This window comes from Modicisalibacter sp., from assembly GCF_055145905.1.
Window position 1 is genome coordinate 1 of the sequence record NZ_JBSREH010000015.1, and the last position, 17,702, is coordinate 17,702.

Annotated in this window: 16 protein-coding genes and 1 CRISPR repeat array; of the genes, 10 read left to right on the forward strand and 6 right to left on the reverse strand. The window is 65.9% G+C overall.

All coding sequences use genetic code 11. From position 1 onward, the window contains the following. Positions 1-500: 500 nt before the first annotated feature. A complete protein-coding gene (locus tag ACTCB7_RS05455; protein WP_463005849.1) occupies positions 501-1,454 on the reverse strand; it encodes a metal ABC transporter solute-binding protein, Zn/Mn family in 954 nt (317 codons plus the stop codon). A gap of 98 nt (positions 1,455-1,552) precedes the next feature. Here ACTCB7_RS05455 and ACTCB7_RS05460 point away from each other — a divergent pair, with 98 nt between their 5' ends. Next, a complete protein-coding gene (locus tag ACTCB7_RS05460) occupies positions 1,553-2,374 on the forward strand; it encodes a YrhK family protein (protein WP_463005850.1) in 822 nt (273 codons plus the stop codon). A gap of 3 nt (positions 2,375-2,377) precedes the next feature. On the opposite strand, the gene ACTCB7_RS05465 is transcribed toward ACTCB7_RS05460, so the two are convergent. The 4 genes from ACTCB7_RS05465 to ACTCB7_RS05480 form a co-directional block, all read right to left on the reverse strand. Continuing rightward, entirely contained in the window at positions 2,378-3,271 is an 894-nt protein-coding gene (locus ACTCB7_RS05465) for a metal ABC transporter permease (protein ID WP_463005851.1), read from the reverse strand. Continuing rightward, on the reverse strand, positions 3,268-3,990 hold the full coding sequence (locus ACTCB7_RS05470; RefSeq protein WP_463005852.1) for a metal ABC transporter ATP-binding protein: 723 nt from the start codon (positions 3,988-3,990) through the stop codon (positions 3,268-3,270). The genes ACTCB7_RS05465 and ACTCB7_RS05470 overlap by 4 nt, the downstream gene beginning before the upstream one ends. Continuing rightward, a complete protein-coding gene (locus ACTCB7_RS05475; RefSeq protein WP_463005853.1) occupies positions 3,990-4,136 on the reverse strand; it encodes a hypothetical protein in 147 nt (48 codons plus the stop codon). Before ACTCB7_RS05475 ends, ACTCB7_RS05470 begins: the two co-directional genes overlap by 1 nt. Before the next feature lie 87 nt (positions 4,137-4,223). Further along, positions 4,224-4,913, reverse strand: a complete 690-nt coding sequence (locus ACTCB7_RS05480; protein WP_463005854.1) for a hypothetical protein — start codon at positions 4,911-4,913, stop codon at positions 4,224-4,226. 176 nt (positions 4,914-5,089) lie between these two features. Here ACTCB7_RS05480 and ACTCB7_RS05485 point away from each other — a divergent pair, with 176 nt between their 5' ends. Then, positions 5,090-5,362, forward strand: coding sequence for a hypothetical protein (locus ACTCB7_RS05485; RefSeq protein WP_463005855.1), 273 nt, complete (start codon positions 5,090-5,092; stop codon positions 5,360-5,362). A gap of 20 nt (positions 5,363-5,382) precedes the next feature. Here ACTCB7_RS05485 and ACTCB7_RS05490 read toward each other — a convergent pair whose 3' ends face one another. Further along, on the reverse strand, positions 5,383-6,255 hold the full coding sequence (locus ACTCB7_RS05490; protein ID WP_463005856.1) for a WYL domain-containing protein: 873 nt from the start codon (positions 6,253-6,255) through the stop codon (positions 5,383-5,385). A 136-nt stretch (positions 6,256-6,391) separates the two neighbouring features. Here ACTCB7_RS05490 and cas3 point away from each other — a divergent pair, with 136 nt between their 5' ends. The 8 genes from cas3 (at position 6,392) to cas2e (ending at position 15,710) form a co-directional block, all read left to right on the forward strand. Beyond that, a complete protein-coding gene (gene cas3, locus ACTCB7_RS05495; protein WP_463005857.1) occupies positions 6,392-9,079 on the forward strand; it encodes a CRISPR-associated helicase Cas3' in 2,688 nt (895 codons plus the stop codon). 490 nt (positions 9,080-9,569) lie between these two features. Then, complete coding sequence (gene casA / locus ACTCB7_RS05500; RefSeq protein ID WP_463005858.1) at positions 9,570-11,252, forward strand: type I-E CRISPR-associated protein Cse1/CasA; 1,683 nt, start codon at positions 9,570-9,572, stop codon at positions 11,250-11,252. Further along, the gene (gene casB / locus ACTCB7_RS05505; RefSeq protein ID WP_463005859.1) at positions 11,249-11,905 is read left to right on the forward strand and encodes a type I-E CRISPR-associated protein Cse2/CasB; all 657 of its coding nucleotides are present in this window, start codon (positions 11,249-11,251) and stop codon (positions 11,903-11,905) included. The genes casA and casB overlap by 4 nt, the downstream gene beginning before the upstream one ends. Positions 11,906-11,935: 30 nt before the next feature. Next, on the forward strand, positions 11,936-13,009 hold the full coding sequence (cas7e, locus tag ACTCB7_RS05510) for a type I-E CRISPR-associated protein Cas7/Cse4/CasC (protein WP_463005860.1): 1,074 nt from the start codon (positions 11,936-11,938) through the stop codon (positions 13,007-13,009). Between the two features lie 10 nt (positions 13,010-13,019). Further along, entirely contained in the window at positions 13,020-13,775 is a 756-nt protein-coding gene (gene cas5e, locus ACTCB7_RS05515; protein ID WP_463005861.1) for a type I-E CRISPR-associated protein Cas5/CasD, read from the forward strand. Then, complete coding sequence (gene cas6e, locus ACTCB7_RS05520) at positions 13,775-14,467, forward strand: type I-E CRISPR-associated protein Cas6/Cse3/CasE (RefSeq protein WP_463005862.1); 693 nt, start codon at positions 13,775-13,777, stop codon at positions 14,465-14,467. Before cas5e ends, cas6e begins: the two co-directional genes overlap by 1 nt. Before the next feature lie 24 nt (positions 14,468-14,491). After that, entirely contained in the window at positions 14,492-15,412 is a 921-nt protein-coding gene (gene cas1e / locus ACTCB7_RS05525; RefSeq protein ID WP_224420452.1) for a type I-E CRISPR-associated endonuclease Cas1e, read from the forward strand. 1 nt (position 15,413) lies between these two features. Then, on the forward strand, positions 15,414-15,710 hold the full coding sequence (cas2e, locus tag ACTCB7_RS05530; RefSeq protein WP_224420453.1) for a type I-E CRISPR-associated endoribonuclease Cas2e: 297 nt from the start codon (positions 15,414-15,416) through the stop codon (positions 15,708-15,710). Between the two features lie 106 nt (positions 15,711-15,816). Beyond that, positions 15,817-17,614: direct repeats of the CRISPR family, unit length 29 nt; unit sequence CCGATCCCCGCAGGCGCGGGGATAACCCG. Positions 17,615-17,702 lie beyond the last annotated feature (88 nt).

The window sequence follows — 17,702 nt, forward strand, 5'->3', positions numbered from 1 at the left end:
GGGCCAGATGCGATCTTCGTCCCTCCACCCCGGCAAGTCTTCTCCATACTGCCCGTGTTGGGTCATTTCCAACATACAAGCGACTTCAGTCGCGATGCAGGGGCCACCGGGCCGCCGCTGTCGGGGATGAATCCCCTCCCACAGGAAGCCTCATTGTGAAAGGTTGTTCATCCGCAATCTGGCCGTGGGAGCGACTTCAGTCGCGATGAAGGGGCCACCGGGCCGCCGCTGTCGGGGATGAATCCCCTCCCACAGGAAGCCTCATTGTGAAAGGTTGTTTATCCGGAAGCTGGCCGTGGGAGCGACTTCAGTCGCGATGCAGGGGCCACCGGGGCGCCGCTGTCGGGGATGAATCCCCTCCCACAGTAGGCCTCATTGTGAAAGGTAGTTCATCCGCAACCTGGCCGTGGGAGCGACTTCAGTCGCGATGCAGGGGCCACCGGGCCGCCGCTGTCGGGGATGAATCCCCTCCCACAGGAAACCTCATTGTGAAAGTCCCCCTACTTCGCTCCGGCGAGGCCGTCATGCATGATCCTGGCGTTGTGGCGCATCATGCCCTCGTAGGTGCTGGCCTCGCCCTCGGCGGCCAGGGCGCCGGAGTAGAGGGTGCCGGCCACGGGAATGCCGGTTTCCTCGGCGAGCTGGCGGATCAGCGCGGGGCTGGTGATGTTCTCGTAGAACAGCGCCGGGATGCGGTTGTGTTCGAGGAAGTCGATCAGGCTGGCCATGTCGGCGGCGGCGGGCTCGGCGGCGGTGTTGAGCCCCACCGGGGACAAAAAGCGCACACCGTAGGCATCGGCGAAGTAGTCGAAGGCGTCGTGGCCGCTGACCACCACCCGCCGGGCGGCGGGAATGGCGTCGATCAGCCGGTGGATCTCGGCGTCCAGGGTGTCGAGGCGCGCCAGGTAGGCGTCGGCGCGTCGGCGGTAGGCGTCGGCGTGGGCCGGGTCGGCTTCGATCAGGCCGTCGCGGATGTTGGCCACGTAGTGTTCGGCGCGGCTCACGTCGAGCCAGGCGTGGGGGTCCAGATCGCCGTGGTCATGGGCGGCGTGTTCGGCATGCTCGGCATGGCCGTCGCCCTCGGCGGGGGGCTCGCCGTGATCGGCGCCGGTGAAGTGCAGCGCAGCGATGCCGTCGGTGGCGACGACCTTGACGCCCCGGTAGCCGCTGGCGTCGAGCAGCCGGTTCATCCAGCCTTCCAGCTGCAGGCCGTTGAAGATCACCAGGTCGGCGCCGGCGATGCGGCGCACGTCCACCGGGCTGGGCGTATAGACGTGGCTGTCGCTGTCGGGGCCGACCAGGCTGGTCACCTCGACGTATTCGCCGCCCACCTGCTCGGCCATGTCGGCCAGCACGCTGAAGCTGGCGACCACATCGAGCGGCTCGGCGGCCTGGCTGGCGGCGGGAAATCCGGAGAGGCCGACGATCAGGCCGGCCAGCAATGCATGGCGCATGGGGCGCTCCTTCGTGGGGGTGCCGCCGGCATCGCCGGCTACGGGATGGGCGGCGGGTTTGTTAGGATGGCGGGCGCCCCTCGGAAGGACGTCTCGCCGTGCCGCATCTGTTCACCAATCGACCCAAGCGTTCCGCCCTCAACCGCGACCGGCCCGAATGGCGCGCCGACTTTCGCTGGGAGACCGTGAACGCCATGCTCTACAAGCTGGGCGGGCTGCTGTTCATCGTCGGCAGCGTGTTCTTCTTTCCGCGCTTCCATCCCTACGAGGACGTCGGCGCCTGGATCTTCTTCGTCGGCTCGCTGCTCTACCTGGTGGTGACCGGCCACGACATGCTCGAGGTGCGCAAGTTCTGGCACGGCAGTCGTCATCACGCCCCGGGCAAGCGGCTCGAGATGATCGCCGCCTCCAGCTACCTGGGCGGCACCCTGCTGTTCACCGCCGGCAGCCTATTCTTCCTCAGCTGGTGGGGCTGGTTCCTCGCCGGTGCCTGGTGCTTCATCATCGGCTCGGCGCTGTTCGTGCTCGGCGCCTGCGTCAACGTGCTGCAGGTGGTCCAGGCGCCGTCGCTGCTGTCGCTGCAGATGACCAACCTCACCGCGGTGACCTTCGTCGTCGGCTCGGTGCTGTTCGTGGTCGCGTCGATTCCCTACCTGTGGACCTTCGATACCTCCCACGACGCGCAACGGCTGTTCACCTTCTTCGCCTGGCAGTACCTGGTCGGCAGCGCGCTGTTCTTCCTCGGCGGCGTGTTCAACTACTACCGGGCCTGCCTGATCATGCGCCGCCGCCGCGACGGCGAGGCCCGCCACGCCGGCGACGATGCGCTGCTCATCGCCTACCTGCACGGCGAGATCAGCGCGGCCGAGTTCCGCGCCGCCTGGCGCGCCGAGTCGCTGCCCGCCCGCGGCATGCCCTGACGCTCAGGCCGGCTCCGGCGTCTCCCGGGCGTCGGCGCGCCGACACCAGCGTGCCCGCAGGCTGTGGTAGCGGCCCAGCAGGGTCGACAGCAGGTACACCCCGCCGGCCAGCAGGATGATGCTGGGGCCCGAGGGCAGGCCCAGGTGATACGACAGCAGCAGCCCGCCGGTGCTGGCGAACAGCGCGATCACCACGGCCACGGCCATCAGCCCTTCCAGGCGCTTCGACCAGAAGCGGGCGGCGGTGGCCGGCAGCATCATCAGCCCCACCGCCATCAGTGTGCCCAGGGTCTGGAAGCCGGCGGTCAGGTTGAGTACCACCAGCCCCAGGAACAGCCCCTGGATGAGGCCGCTTTTGACGCCCTGACCGCGCAGGAACAGCGGGTCCAGGCACTCCACCACCAGCGCGCGGAAGGCCACCGCCATGACCAGCACGGTCACGCTGGCGACCCCGGCGATCAGCCACAGCGCCGTGGTATTCACGGCCAGGATCGAGCCGAACAGCACATGGGTGAGATCGACGCTGCTGCCGCCCAGCGATACCAGCATCACCCCGGCAGCCAGCGAGATCAGGTAGAAGCTGGCCATCGCCGCGTCCTCGCGGTGGCCGGTGAGCTGCGACACGCTGCCCGCCAGCCCCGCCACCAGCAGCCCGGAGAGGATGCCGCCAAGGCTCATCGCCGGCAGCGAGAAGCCGGCCAGCAGAAAGCCCAGCGCCACGCCGGGCAGGATGGCGTGGGCCATGGCGTCGCCGAGCAGGCTCATGCCGCGCAGCATCAGGAACACGCCCAGCGGCGGGGCGGCCAGCGACAGGGCCAGGCCGGCGACCAGCGCCCGCTTCATGAAGCCGTAGTCGGTCAGCGGGGCCAGCAGCAGGGCGTGCAGGGTATCGATCATCGCGTCACTCCGCGGGCGAGGTGCAGGGGCAGGGGGGCGGGGGAGGCCGTCATGCCGCCGGATTGCAGCAGCTCCTGCGGGTCGTGCCAGTGGCCCCGGCCGTCGGCCAGCAGCAGCACGCGGTCGGCCAGCGCGGCGAGCTGGTCGCGGTCGTGGAGGACCACCACGATGGTGGTGCCGGCCCGGGCCATGTCGCGCAGCACCTCGGTGAGCACGGCGACGGTGTCGACATCGACATTGGCGAAGGGCTCGTCGAGCAGCAGCAGTTCGGCCTCCTGCATCAGCGTGCGCCCCAGCAGCGCGCGCTGGCGCTGGCCACCGGAGAGTTCGCCCAGCGGCCGGTGGGCCAGCTGCGAGATGCCCAGGCGCTGCATGACCTCGCGGGCCTGGCGGTACTGGTCCGGCCGGTAGCCCTTGAGCGCGCCGCGGGTCGGCCAGCTGCCGGTCATCACCAGCTCCTCGACACTCATCGGGAACGACAGGTCCAGCGCCAGCTGCTGGGGCAGCCAGGCGCGGCGTTCACGGGAGATGGTGCATTCGACGCGGCCGGTGGTGGGCGGGAGCATGCCCATGATCGCCTGGATCAACGTGCTCTTGCCGGCGCCGTTGGCGCCGATCAGCGCGGTGATGGCGCCGTCCGGGAAGGCGCCTTCGAGATGCTCGATCACCGTGCGCCCGCCCTGGGCCAGCGCCAGATCGTGAAGTGCCAGTCGTGCCATCAGCCCAGCAGCCCCCCGGCCCAGGCTGCCGCCAGCCACAGCACCGCCAGCGGCACCAGGGCCATCAGCAGCCGGCGTCGGGCCGACAGCGACATCAACGAAAAGTGGCAGGGCCCGTCGGGGCGGTGGCGGTGTCGACGTGACATGGCGGGACTCGGCCTCGGGAAATTGGGAAAAGGTTATAACATAACAAAAAGGCGCGGCCAATCGCATTCCATCGCCCGCAGACAGGATCAGTAGCGGATCTGTACTCCCATCCGGTCGGGAGCGAGCGTCCAGGCATACTGGTACTCGAGATTCACGCCACCCAGCGTCAGCCGGGCCGGCTGAAAGCGGTTGAGCGCCACACCGGCCTGACCCGGCTGGGTTCTCAGCTGAATCTCGCCGACCAGCATGCCGGTGGCGAAGCTGACCGCGCCGTCGCGCGGGCGGTCGTCGCCGACGCCGATCGCCAGCCCGCCCAGGGTATTGATGACCAGCGAGCTCAGCCGCGCCCGCCAGGCGCGGCGCCGGCGTTCCTCGGCGGCGGTGGCGCGCATCAGCTCGCGGGCCTCGGCGAGGTGGGCCGCGTCGCGGTGCTCGGCCAGCGTCTGCAGGCGCCGGTAGGCAGCCGGGTGGGGCTGCGGGTCGGTGATCACCCCGGCCAGCGCCAGCGCCGACTTGATGCCGCCCACCCGGGCGTCGAAGCGATCATCGGCACTGTCAGCCTCGCTGGCCTGGTAGGCGTTGTCGGCCAGGCTGGCGGCGTAGACCCCGCCCCAGCCGTAGCGCCACAGCGTGGCCTGCTGCGCCCCTTCCCCGAGGGCGTCGAGATAGGCATCCCACTCGGATTCGGCCGGGGCCGGCTGGGCCAGCGCCGGGGCGGCGAACAGCCCCAGCACCCCGAGCGCGACGACCCGGGCGAAACAAGCAAGGCGAGACATGGGGGCTCCCTGTCAGCGTGCATCCGGAACACGGCGGACGTCCCGCCGTCGGCAAATGTCTGGAGTATAGGGGAACACGGCCCGCGCTTCGCCTTGACAGAGGATGGCGCGCCGCCTAGATTCTATAATAATTAATGAGAATCATTATCAATTAAAGAAGCTGGCGGAGAATCCCCATGACCTATCGCATTCACAGCACCCTGCACGGTGCCAACCCCTGCCTGGAAATCCTCGACGCCAGCTCCGGTAGCGTGCGGTTGGCCTGGGAATACCCACGCCAGCCTGCCGGCGGCGAAGCCACCGATCCGGACCTGCTGGCCATGGAGCGGGAACGCGCCGTTCATCAGCTGTTCTGCCGGCTTTTTCTGCTGACGACGGAGCAGTATCTGAAGGGGGAAATTGCCAGCGATGGCACCTTGAAAGCGCCCGGTTATGGCAAAAGACCGTGACGTCAGGATCACTTTACTGCCTACCAATCGATCCATTGTTGCAGCGCATGACGATTGGCAATTTCCAATTGCTGGGCTCTCGGGTCGGCCTCCACATGGTAGGGGTTTACCCCCAGCTGACGCAGGGCATAACGCACCAATGGGCCACGGCAGTGCAGCGTCAATTCCCCGTGTTGCATGCCGAAATCCATCTCCAGCATGCGCCGTTCCGGGGCACTCAGGCGCCGGTCCGGAATCAGGTGAACGGTTACCATCGTCTGCCAGTCATGATCGTGAGCGGCACCGTGCGTGTCATCGAGACGGTCCCCCGCCGGCTCGGGAAGTCGACAGAAGCGCGTCAAGACGAAGTCGCGGAACGCACGATGTTTCTCGCAATAGGCGCGGGCGTGCCAGCGCCCGGCGGCCAGAACGAGTGAATGAGGCACCAGAATGCGCTCCTCGCCATCGGGGTGGTTGAAGGACGCATAGACCACTTCCAGGCGCTGATGGTCGCGTATGGCGCGGGTCAGGCTTCTCACCACGGCGGGCGAAACGGCACGACTCGGCATGGGGATCGCCTCGGCGCTAGCCATCTCCAGCCCCAGCCCGGCAAAGGGAGTGTCCAGACTTTCGTGACTTCCCAGCAGGTGCAGGTATTCATCGAGCGTGCCCCGAGTCACACGGGGCGTGAAGGCAGGAGCCGGCGCGAAGGCCTTTAGAGAGGCATCGTAAGACAGGTTGCCTGACGCCACTTCCTCCCGATAATGCCGCAGCACTTTCTGGGCCTGATCCCGCCCGATGCCGAATGCCGTGGCGATTTGCGGCGCACTGACTCGACCCTCCCACAACGCGAGTATCTCGATCAGTCGATAACGAAGCTGTTGACTCCAGTTTCCATAATCGATAGCTGACATGACATGTAATCCTGAGCTTACAGGCGTGTCGGAAAAATCAGACCGGCCTGGAAAGTAGGCTGGTTTTATATCCAGCGTCTGGTATGAGAGATTCGATTCTGCTTTATTGAGTTGATCTTAATTCGGATGAAAGCAGATGTCTTATTACCTTTATTGGGGGAAAGCAAAGCCGGAGAGGGAGGGAGCTCAGTGTCATCTCTTGCCCTACCACAGCCTTGATGTGGCTGCCGTTGGTTGGTACCTGCTCGCTCCTGAGAAGCCACTGGCTCAACGTCTTTCCCACCAGCTGGACCTCCCACCCAACATCTTGCGTCGCCTTTTCATTTTCCTGCTCGGGTTGCATGACCTTGGCAAGTTCGCTCGTGCCTTCCAGGGGTTGGCCCGGCCCGAAGGCGTTGATCTGGTGCCGCCTATCGAGCGTCTGGCCTATACCGAACGGCATGATCGGCTGGGTGCCCTGCTGTGGCGGTCGTGCTGGATCGAGTGGTGGCGGGATGGCACCTTGGGAGAAGCAAGAGAACTGCCGCCGCGACGCGAGCGTCGCCAGCTGGCCGACACGCTGCGTGCCTTGCTGGCGCCGATGTTCGGCCACCATGGCCAGCCGGTGGAGGCTGGTCGGCTGGATCTTTCCCAGTTCTTCGGCAGTGACGATATCGCCGATGACGTTCAGGCCGCACGACAGTTCGTCGCCGACTGGGCCGCCCTGATCGAGTTCAATTGGCCGGTCGACAAGCTGGTCACTCCCCAGTGGCGGGAAGCCTTTCTATCGGTGAGCTGGACGATTGCCGGTTGGGCCACCTTGAGCGACTGGCTGGGCTCCAATCGCGACCATTTCGCCTACTGCCAGAACCGGATGCCGCTGGCCGAGTACTGGCCCGTCGCGCTCGAGCGCGCCGAGCAGGCGTTGCAGGAGAGCGGCTTTGCACAGCCGCCCGAGCCGGTGCCTTATGCCGGGCTGGCCAGCTGGTTCGGCGGCCGGTCGGTCACGCCGACTCCGCTTCAGGGTGAGGCCGAGAGCCTGGCACTCGGCGATGGTCCTCAGCTATTCATCCTCGAAGACGTCACCGGCGCCGGCAAGACCGAGGCGGCCTGCATCCTCGCTCAGCGTCTGCTGGCGGCAGGCCACGGCGAAGGGCTCTATTTCGCGCTGCCGACCATGGCGACTTCCAACGCTATGTATGAACGTCTCGGTCATCTGCATCGACGTTTCTACACCGAGGCGTCTCAGCCGTCCTGTGTGCTGGCACACGGTGCCAGAGAGCTCAACGATACTTTTATGAAGGCCGTGGCCGCCGAGCAGCCCGGAGACAGGGACTACGCCGCTGATGACATGACGGCCACCACGCGCTGCAACCGCTGGCTGGCTGATTCGCGCAAGAAGTCGCTGTTGGCCGACGTAGGCGTCGGTACCGTCGATCAGGCGCTGATGGGGCTGCTGCCGTTTCGGCATCAGTCGCTGCGCCTGTATGGCCTGGCACGCAAGGTGCTGATCGTCGACGAGGTACATGCTTACGACCACTACATGCAGACCCTGCTCCATCAGCTGCTGGCCCACCATGCCCGTCAGGGCGGCAGCGCCATCCTGCTGACGGCCACCATGCCGCGCGCCATGCGCGAGGCGCTGGCCGCGGCCTGGCGCCAGGGCCTCGCGCAGGAACCGCCCGAGCTTCAGAGCGAGGCGTTCCCGCTGTTGACGCAGGTCGGGTACGACCTGGAAAACGAAACTCCGCTGGCTACCCGGCCCGAGGTCTCGCGCGAGGTCGGCATCGACTGGCTGGCATCCGAGGAGCAGGCGCTCGATGCCGTGATAGCGGCCGTCGAGGCTGGGGAGTGCGTGGCCTGGGTGCGCAATACCGTCGACGACGCCATCCGCGCCTATGAGCAACTCTGTGAGCGTCACCCCGATCCCGAACGCTGCCTGCTGTTCCACAGCCGTTTCGCGATGGTGGATCGCCAGCGCATCGAGTCGGATGTCATCGAGCGGCTGGGCAAAGCCTCCACCCCCGATCAGCGCCGCGGCCAGGTGCTGATCAGCACGCAGGTCTTCCAGGAGTCGCTCGACTGCGATGTGGACCTCATGATCAGCGATCTGGCGCCCATTGACCTGCTGGTTCAGCGCGCCGGTCGCCTTCAGCGCCATGTGCGCGGTCCGCGTCGTGCACCGCTGCTGTCCGTGCTGGCTCCCGAGTGGAATGCCGAAGCGGATGCCCAGTGGCTCAAGCGTGCCTTGCCGGGCACTCAGGCGGTCTATCGCGACACCTCCCTGCTATGGCTGACCCAGCGCGTGCTGCGCGAACTGGGCGCGATCCGCATGCCCGATGAGGCGCGGGCGCTGATCGAAGCCGTCTATGGTACCGTCGCCGACCGGGTGCCCGACGGTCTGCACGAGGCGAGATGGGAGCAGCGCGGCTTGCAGGGAATGGCCGCGTCGATGGCTAACTTCAACGCCCTGTCACTCGAGCGGGGCTATCTTCGCCAGCTGGATATCGATCAGTGGCAGGAAGAGCTGGAGATCGGCACGCGGCTGGTCGACGAGCCGACGCTCAACGTGGTGCTGCTCAAGCATGACGCCGATGGCGGGCTGGTGCTGTGGGCGGAGGGCGAGCGCCATGCCGCCATGCTCAGCCAGGCGAAGCTGCGCCAGAGCCAGGCGGAGAAGCTGGCGGAGCTGCCGGCAGAGCGTCAGGTCCAGTGGGAAGCCCTTCAGGAGCACTACAAGGCACTGCGTTTTACCCGGCCCTGGCTGGTCGAGGCCGATCCCGTCTGTGCCTATGACGCCCTGTGGGGAGTGAGGTTTTCTAGGGAGGGTGAAAATCCCCGCTGACGCGGGGAACGGGCCATAGAGTTGCTATGAACCGGTTCATCACCGCACGGGCAGTGAACGCACCACACCATTATCTCCCAAGTTGACAGGTTCCTCTAGGTGGGCTAGAAATGTTTGTGCCTTTTCGAATTGCAAATAAATTTGCTATGAACCTTTTTATAATTCGAGAGGCATGGAGCGGCGACGAATCACCGAACCATGCATGTTGCTCGCAACGACACGCTAAGCGTTCTGGTGTTCCCGTTCAAGCGGGCGTCGCCTCAAATCGTATGACTGCTGCCTACCTCAGGAGGCCAACATGATTTTTCGGCGCTATCGGCGAACTAAAAACGGGAAGGTGCTCGATGCCAGGGAGTACGGGTATGAAGCTTGGCCGATCACTCCCCGGCGGCGTATGAAAAAGAAGCCTAAGAAGTAACTCTAACGTCGGTGCTGCCGCAGTCGTAAGCCGTGGCAGCACCTTTGAGAGCAGATTCATATTGAGGCCAGGATGAAATTATTAACAGCAGATTGGCTGCCCTTCCGCACCAGGGACGGTGCCATCGACTACCGGTCGCCCACTGCGGTGGCCGATCCCGAGGTCGTCGATCTCGCCCTGCCGCGAGCCGACTTCCAGGGCGCCGCCTACCAGTTCCTGATCGGGCTGCTGCAGACCGCGCTGCCGCCGCAGGATCACGGCGACTGGCTGGACCGCTTTCTCGAGCCGCCCAGCGTCGCCGATCTGGAGGCCGCCTTTGCGCCGTTCAGCGATGCCTTCGAGCTGGACGGCGACGGGCCGCGTTTCATGCAGGATCTCGATCCGCTGGATGACGTGAAGGAGGCCACCGTCAGCGGCCTGCTCATCGACGCGCCTGGGGCGAACGGCATCAAGAACAACACCGACTTCTTCGTGAAGCGCGGTCGCGTCGAGGTGATGTGCGAGGACTGCGCCGCACTCGCCCTCTTCACCATGCAGATCAACGCCCCGGCCGGCGGGGCGGGCATTCGCGTCGGTCTGCGAGGCGGTGGGCCGCTGACCACGCTGGCATTGCCCGAGTCGGCCGAGGCCAGCCTGTTGTCTCGGCTGTGGCTAAACGTCGTGACGCCCAGGGCGCTGACTCGCTCCGGTCAGTCATGGCAGGCGCCGCGAGTTGATGATGACAGCCTGTTCCTGTGGATGGCGCCGACCCGGGTCAGCGACAAGAAGGGAACCGAGGTGCTGCCCGAGAGCATGCATCCGCTGCATCCCTATTGGTCGATGCCGCGCCGCTTCCGGCTGCTGATCGAGGACGAACCGTGTCGCTGCGATGTCTGTGGACGAGAAACCGAGCGCCGCGTACGCCGCATTCGTGGCAAGAAACAGGGTGCCAACTACGACGGCCCCTGGCTGCACCCGCTGACGCCCTATCGCCGTGATCCCAAGAAACCCAGCGAGCCGCCTCTTTCTACCAAGGGGCAGCCGGGTGGCCTGGGCTATCAGCACTGGTCGAACCTGGTACTGCACGATGCCGACGGCAGCGGCGCGCTGCCCGCGCTGGCGGTGCAGGACTACGTCTCGCAGAAGGTGCGAGCCGTCGATGAAGAGCGTCGTGCCGGCGAAGAGGTCGACGCACTGTTCAAGCATGTCCGACTGTGGGCCTTCGGCTATGACATGGACAACATGAAACCCCGGGGTTGGTACAGTGTCGAGATGCCGCTGGTTGCGGTGCCTCCCGCCCAGCAGGAGCGGCTGCGCGCCTGGGTTCAGCAGTTCACCGACCTGGCTCGGCAGGTCGCCTGGATGGTACGCACTCAGGTCAAGAATGCCTGGTTCGATCGGCCCAGTGAGGCCAAGGGCGACATGAGCCATCTCGATCTTGCCTTCTACGACGCCACTCGCCATGCCTTCTTCCGTGCCCTGTTGGAGTTTCAGGATGCGCTGGAAGCCACAGAGGCCTCGCCGCAACTGCCTTCCGAAGTGGCCGAGCGGTGGTATCGCACCCTCAAGCGCGAAGGGCTGGCGCTCTTCGAGGAGCAGGCGCTCAGCGGGGCACCGGAAGCGGCGGATCTGAAGCGCGCAACCGCGGCGCGACGCCAGCTGCAAGGCTTCCTGGCCGGGCGCAGCAAGGGCAGCAAGGTCATTCGTCACTTTGCCGAGACTGGCGGTTTTGAGTTAACCGCCCGGCCGGCCACTACTGAAGAGGGCATGTCATGAGTGAAGCGGAGCCTGCATCCGTGGCGGAGGCCCCGCCGCGTGTTCCTGAGTATCTCTACGCCATTGAGCGCCGCGAGGCCGATGCGGTGCGCCGCTGGTGGCAGCGTCTGACGCTGCCCACCGAAGCCTTGAAGGCCCATACCGATGCGCCGCCTTGGCCCAAGGGCATGCGGGCGACGCTGCGCCGCTGCGATACCGGCGAGGCGGCGATGCTGACGGAGGCCTTTCGCCACCTGTGGCACTGGCTGCCGGCCGACGAAGACGAGCCCGAGTGGCGCCGTAGCCAGCGGCTTCAGGCCTGGTCCTGTGTCGCCCTGGTGGCGGCCGAGCTGCGGGAAGATATGCCCAAGATGCCTCTGGGCGCAGCCCTGGGTCAGCAGAAGCGTGAAACCGGCAAGCCGTACATGAGCGAGTTGCGTTTCCAGCAGCTGATGGCATCGCGAACCCCGGAAGAGCTGGTGCAGCGCCTGCGCCGCGCCCTGGCGCTGATCGACAAACGCGGCGTCAGCGTCGTTCATCTGGCCGACAACATCGTGCTGTGGTGGCGCGAGTACCAGGGCGGTATTTCGCCAAAACCGACCGAGCGGCTGGGCTTTATCTGGGCCAACGACTACTTCGGCGCCATGGCCGGCTATCGGCAAGACAACCAGTGATTCGTCAACCATGACAGGGAGCCAAGACACATGAGCCATTTCATCCAACTGCATCTGCTGACCGCCTATCCGCCGGCCAACCTCAACCGCGACGACCTGGGGCGTCCCAAGACCGCGATCATGGGCGGTGCCAAGCGCCTGCGCGTCTCGTCGCAGAGCTTGAAGCGGACCTGGCGGACCTCGGCGCTGTTCGAGGAGGCCGTGGGCCAGCATCGTGGCATGCGCACCAAGCTGGTGGGCGTCCAGGCCGCCAAGCGCCTGCAGGAAAAAGACGTGAAAGAGAAGGATGCCCGCGCCTGGGCCACAGAGATCGCCAAGGTCTTCGGCGATGTGGCCAAGGGCGAGCTGGAAACCAGTCAGCTGGTCCATGTCGGCCCCGAGGAGCAGGTGGCGGTCGACGCCCTGGTCGAGACGCTGGCTGCGGAGAACCGCGCGCCGGAGAAGGAAGACCTGAATCTGCTGCGGCACAAGCCCTCGGCCGTGGATATCGCACTGTTCGGCCGCATGCTGGCGGCGTCGCCGGCCTTCAATGTCGAGGCTGCCTGTCAGGTCGCCCATGCCATTACCGTGCATGCCGCCGAGGTCGAGGACGACTATTTCACGGCGGTGGATGATCTGAACACCGGCGACGAGCATCGCGGGGCGGCGCATGTCGGCGAGGCCGGTTTCGGTGCGGGCCTGTTCTACAGCTACGTGTGCATCGACCGCCGGCAGCTGATCGAAAACCTGGGCGGCGAAGAGGAACTGGCCGACCGGGCCATCGCGGCCCTGGCCGAGGCCGCCGTGAAGACCTCGCCCAAGGGCAAGCAGAACAGCTTCGGTTCCCGGGCCCATGCCAGCTATGTGCTCGCCGAAAAGGGTGATCAGCAGCCGCGTTCGCTGGCGCCGGCCTTCCTGCGCCCCGTGGCGGGGCAGGATCAGACGCTGGATGCCATCGCCCGACTGGAGCGCCAGACTCAGGCCTTTGATGAGGCCTATGGCGCCGGCGCCGATCAGCGTTTCGTCGTGGCGGCTGACCCCGACTACCGGGAGCCGCAGCTTTCCGGCGGCGTGCTCAAGGGCAGCCTTGCCGAACTGATCGAGTTCCTCAATCGGAATCACTGAAGGAGTCGTCATGACGGAGTATCTAGTCTTTCGGCTCTATGCGCCGCTTGCCAGCTGGGGCGAGGCGGCGGTGGGGGAGTCACGCCCCACCGCCACCTACCCCGGGCGTAGCGCCATCGTCGGGTTGCTGGGGGCGGCGCTGGGCGTTCGCCGCGACGACGACGAGGGGCAGCGTCGGCTGCGCGATAGCGTCGGTATCGCCATCAAGCAGCGGTCGCCGGGCAGCCTGCTGCGCGATTACCACACCGTGCAGGTGCCGGCATCGCAGTCCAGGGTGACCTATCGCACGCGGCGAGACGAGTTGAGCGCCCCGAAGAAAGTCATCAATACCATTCTTTCCAGCCGTGACTATCGCTGCGACGGGCTGTGGACCGTCGCCGTCTGGCTGACACCACAGGCCGAGTTGACGCTCGAGGCGTTGGAACAGGCGCTCAAGGCGCCGCACTTCCCGCTCTATCTGGGACGCAAGGCCTGTCCGCCGGGGGCACCGCTCGCACCGCGGCGCGAGGCGTTTTCTCGGCTACGCGATGCCCTGGATGTCGACTTTACGCCGCTGTGCGGGAGAAACGCCGAAGAGGAGCGCCGCGCGTTGAGGCTGCCGGATAACGCGCTCTATGCCTGGGAAGGCGATGCCAGGGACCTGGATGGCAATGGCCAGGGTGTGGAGTCCAGTGAGTCCTGGGATATGCCGCTCAATCGCCGCCGCTGGCAGTTCGGACCGCGTACCGAATATCGCCGCGTGGTCCGGGCACGGGAGGAGCACTGATGTACCTTTCTCGAGTGCGAGTCGACCTCAACGGCCTGTCCCGAGGGGCCTTGTTCGACATCATGGATGGCAGGGCCTATGCCGCCCACCAATTGCTGTGGCGACTGTTCCCTGAATATCAGGGACCTCGGCCATTCCTGTTTCGTCAGGAAATGGAGGAATCCGAAGACGGAGGCGCGCCGCGGGGGTTGCCGCTGTTCTATGTGCTCTCCGAGCGAGAGCCGGTGCCGATTGCCGGGCTGCTGGAGGCACAGTGCAAGCCGTTTTTCCCGGTGCTGGAACCCGGGGAGCGGCTTGCCTTTCGCCTGCGGGCGAATCCTACAGTGGCCAAGTCAGTATCAGGCAAGCGGGGACAGCGTGCCGACGTGCTGATGGCCGCCAAGTATCCCTTCGAGGCCGGCGGCCAGAGGAAAAGCCAGGCCTGTGTCGAGGCGATGGATGCGGCCGCTCGCGAGTGGCTGACAGAGCGTGCCGAGTCCTGGGGATTCCGTTTACCGATGTCGCCTGAAGTGGGGGCCTATCGCCAGCATGCGTTATCGAAGGACAAGGGTCGCCCCATCCGGTTTTCCAGCGTCGACTATGAAGGCCTGCTGGAGGTCACGGATTCCGTCCGGTTGATCGAGACTCTGGCGCAGGGTGTCGGACGAGCCAAGGCCTTTGGCTGTGGCCTGATGCTGTTGCGTCGTCCCTGACCGATAGCGGACAAGGAGTGCAGGATGGGGTTCATTCCGCTCAAGCCGATCCCCGAGAAGGATCGCATGTCGATGATCTTCGTCGGCATGGGGCAGATCGATGTGCGCGATGGCGCTTTCGTCGTCATCGACGAGGTCAACGGCGAGCGCATGCATATTCCCGTCGGTTCGGTTGCCTGCCTGCTTCTCGAGCCCGGTACTCGGGTCTCCCACGCTGCCGTGAAGCTGGCCTCGGTGGTGGGAACATTGCTGATCTGGGTCGGCGATGCCGGCGTGCGGCTCTACAGCGCCGGCCAGCCGGGTGGGGCTCGCTCCGACAAGCTGCTCTATCAGGCGCAGTTGGCACTGGATGACACGCTGCGTCTGAAGGTGGTTCGCAAGATGTTCGAGCTGCGGTTCGGCGAACCACCTCCCTCGAGGCGCAGCGTCGAGCAACTTCGGGGCATGGAAGGCGCCCGGGTTCGCAAGACCTACCAGCTACTCGCCAAGCAATATGGACTCAAGTGGCAGGGGCGGCGCTACGATCCGACGCAATGGGATGCATCGGACGTCGCGAATCAGTGCTTGTCTGCCGCGACGGCCTGTCTCTATGGCATCACCGAAGCGGCGGTTCTGGCGGCGGGCTATGCACCGGCGATCGGTTTCCTGCATACCGGCAAGCCGTTGAGTTTCGTTTACGATATCGCCGATATCGTCAAGTTCGAGACCGTGGTTCCGGCGGCCTTCCGTGTCGCGGCACGCAATCCGCCGATGCCGGAAAGGGAAGTGCGAATCGCCTGTCGAGATGCCTTCAAGCAGACACGGCTGTTACAGCGGCTGATACCGATGATCGAGGAGGTATTGGCAGCCGGCGAGATCGAGCCGCCGCCTCCCGCTCCGGAAGCGGTACCGCCGGCGATCCCCGAGCCGGAATCGATCGGCGATAGCGGGCATCGGAGTAAGTGATATGGCAATGGTTGTCGTCGTGACCGAAGCGGTTCCACCACGCCTGCGCGGGCGCCTGGCCGTCTGGCTGCTAGAGATTCGTGCCGGCGTCTACGTGGGCGATGTCAGCAAGCGGATTCGCGAAATGATCTGGGAGCAGATCGAAGCCCTGGGCGAGGAAGGCAATGTCGCCATGGCCTGGGCGAGCAATCATGAGTCCGGCTTCGAGTTCCAGACTTATGGTACCAACCGTCGTGAACCCGTTGATCATGATGGCCTGCGCTTGGTGCGTTTTTTACCGCCAGAGCCAACTAGCTGATTTTTAAGGCTCTTTAACAATGCAGTCTGGTCAAAAAGTAATCAAAATCGCTGGTGGAAACCCCGCTGGTGATTTTCTTCATTATAAACAAGTGGCTACAATTAGTCCGATCCCCGCAGGCGCGGGGATAACCCGGCCGGGAGCCTCGTCCTCGTCGGCCTCGTCGGCCGATCCCCGCAGGCGCGGGGATAACCCGCTGGCCCGCGAGGACCGGGGTATCTACGGCGTCCGATCCCCGCAGGCGCGGGGATAACCCGGCGCGCGGATTGTCGTTGGCCGGCTGGACCGGCCGATCCCCGCAGGCGCGGGGATAACCCGGCATTATCGCTCACCGCCGTCGTGTTTGCAAACCGATCCCCGCAGGCGCGGGGATAACCCGGCGCAGGTCGATCGGTGTGGTGTCGTTGCGCCCCGATCCCCGCAGGCGCGGGGATAACCCGCTGGTGAAACCAGATAGCCGTGGTGTCGTTCACCGATCCCCGCAGGCGCGGGGATAACCCGGACCAGAACGGCCAGAAGCAGGAGCGCACCGACCGATCCCCGCAGGCGCGGGGATAACCCGCAAGCGTCGAGTCAGTTCCTGTGGAGGGACATCCGATCCCCGCAGGCGCGGGGATAACCCGCGATGCCGCGACGTGTGAGATACGGATTCAGCCCGATCCCCGCAGGCGCGGGGATAACCCGTCAGTCGGTCGATAGCGCGCTTTTGAGCGTCGCCGATCCCCGCAGGCGCGGGGATAACCCGCACTGCGAAGACCGCCGTATCCCGGTCATCGGCCGATCCCCGCAGGCGCGGGGATAACCCGTACTTCCCCGACCTGTCGAGCCAGGGCGTGGACCGATCCCCGCAGGCGCGGGGATAACCCGACATCGCTGCCTTGGGCCTCAAGGAACTCAAGCCGATCCCCGCAGGCGCGGGGATAACCCGACGGATGCCTCGCTGACCACCGCGACCGACGTCCGATCCCCGCAGGCGCGGGGATAACCCGGGGGTGCCGCATGACCCCTTGGAGCCAATCAGCCGATCCCCGCAGGCGCGGGGATAACCCGCCGGGTCAGCAACCGGGTTCTGGGAATTGCGCCCGATCCCCGCAGGCGCGGGGATAACCCGAAAATCTCGGTCTCTACGTTGGTCTTTGCGTCCCGATCCCCGCAGGCGCGGGGATAACCCGCCAACATGCACCGCGAGCAGCCCCCGGCGGCCCCGATCCCCGCAGGCGCGGGGATAACCCGGTCCGCCAGTTCGGCTACGCGCCGTCCGCCGCCCGATCCCCGCAGGCGCGGGGATAACCCGCAGACCATCGCCGCCGCCACCCAGGTGATGCCCCGATCCCCGCAGGCGCGGGGATAACCCGTCGATGGTCTGCGAGGTGCCATTGCTGCTGGCCCGATCCCCGCAGGCGCGGGGATAACCCGCGGCCACCCGATCTCACCGACGACAACGACGACCGATCCCCGCAGGCGCGGGGATAACCCGAATCTCCTGGTCTGACATGACGTCCTCCAGAACCGATCCCCGCAGGCGCGGGGATAACCCGCTGTCATAGCTGGCGGCAGCGGCGGCGGCCGACCGATCCCCGCAGGCGCGGGGATAACCCGGTGACGGTCCCCAACTCCGGCGGCCGGCCGTACCGATCCCCGCAGGCGCGGGGATAACCCGGCATCGATGTCGGCGCCGTTGAACGAGGTGGCCCGATCCCCGCAGGCGCGGGGATAACCCGGCCTGCCCCTACCGGCTGTCGTGCACCGCCACCCGATCCCCGCAGGCGCGGGGATAACCCGCACGTTGGCGATGAGCTGCTGTGGGAGCTGGTCCGATCCCCGCAGGCGCGGGGATAACCCGCCCGGCGAGAACCCAAATCCGGTCAGCCACACCCGATCCCCGCAGGCGCGGGGTGAAGTGGACCCCATTCACTGAACCACCTGACAGGCGAGCTAAGCTCTGACCGGGTTGTCATCAGGCGTCAGGCCGCCTGGATCAGTGGTTGATCG

Bases quoted from the DNA above. Each gene is read 5' to 3' on its own strand.
- ACTCB7_RS05455 (WP_463005849.1), bottom strand. From the start codon at position 1,454: ATGCGCCATGCATTGCTGGCCGGCCTGATCGTCGGCCTCTCCGGATTT.
- ACTCB7_RS05465 (WP_463005851.1), bottom strand. From the start codon at position 3,271: ATGATCGATACCCTGCACGCCCTGCTGCTGGCCCCGCTGACCGACTAC.
- ACTCB7_RS05470 (WP_463005852.1), bottom strand. From the start codon at position 3,990: ATGGCACGACTGGCACTTCACGATCTGGCGCTGGCCCAGGGCGGGCGC.
- ACTCB7_RS05475 (WP_463005853.1), bottom strand. From the start codon at position 4,136: ATGTCACGTCGACACCGCCACCGCCCCGACGGGCCCTGCCACTTTTCG.
- ACTCB7_RS05480 (WP_463005854.1), bottom strand. From the start codon at position 4,913: ATGTCTCGCCTTGCTTGTTTCGCCCGGGTCGTCGCGCTCGGGGTGCTG.
- ACTCB7_RS05485 (WP_463005855.1), top strand. From the start codon at position 5,090: ATGACCTATCGCATTCACAGCACCCTGCACGGTGCCAACCCCTGCCTG.
- ACTCB7_RS05490 (WP_463005856.1), bottom strand. From the start codon at position 6,255: ATGTCAGCTATCGATTATGGAAACTGGAGTCAACAGCTTCGTTATCGA.
- cas3 (WP_463005857.1), top strand. From the start codon at position 6,392: ATGTCTTATTACCTTTATTGGGGGAAAGCAAAGCCGGAGAGGGAGGGA.
- casA (WP_463005858.1), top strand. From the start codon at position 9,570: ATGAAATTATTAACAGCAGATTGGCTGCCCTTCCGCACCAGGGACGGT.
- casB (WP_463005859.1), top strand. From the start codon at position 11,249: ATGAGTGAAGCGGAGCCTGCATCCGTGGCGGAGGCCCCGCCGCGTGTT.
- cas7e (WP_463005860.1), top strand. From the start codon at position 11,936: ATGAGCCATTTCATCCAACTGCATCTGCTGACCGCCTATCCGCCGGCC.
- cas5e (WP_463005861.1), top strand. From the start codon at position 13,020: ATGACGGAGTATCTAGTCTTTCGGCTCTATGCGCCGCTTGCCAGCTGG.
- cas6e (WP_463005862.1), top strand. From the start codon at position 13,775: ATGTACCTTTCTCGAGTGCGAGTCGACCTCAACGGCCTGTCCCGAGGG.
- cas1e (WP_224420452.1), top strand. From the start codon at position 14,492: ATGGGGTTCATTCCGCTCAAGCCGATCCCCGAGAAGGATCGCATGTCG.
- cas2e (WP_224420453.1), top strand. From the start codon at position 15,414: ATGGCAATGGTTGTCGTCGTGACCGAAGCGGTTCCACCACGCCTGCGC.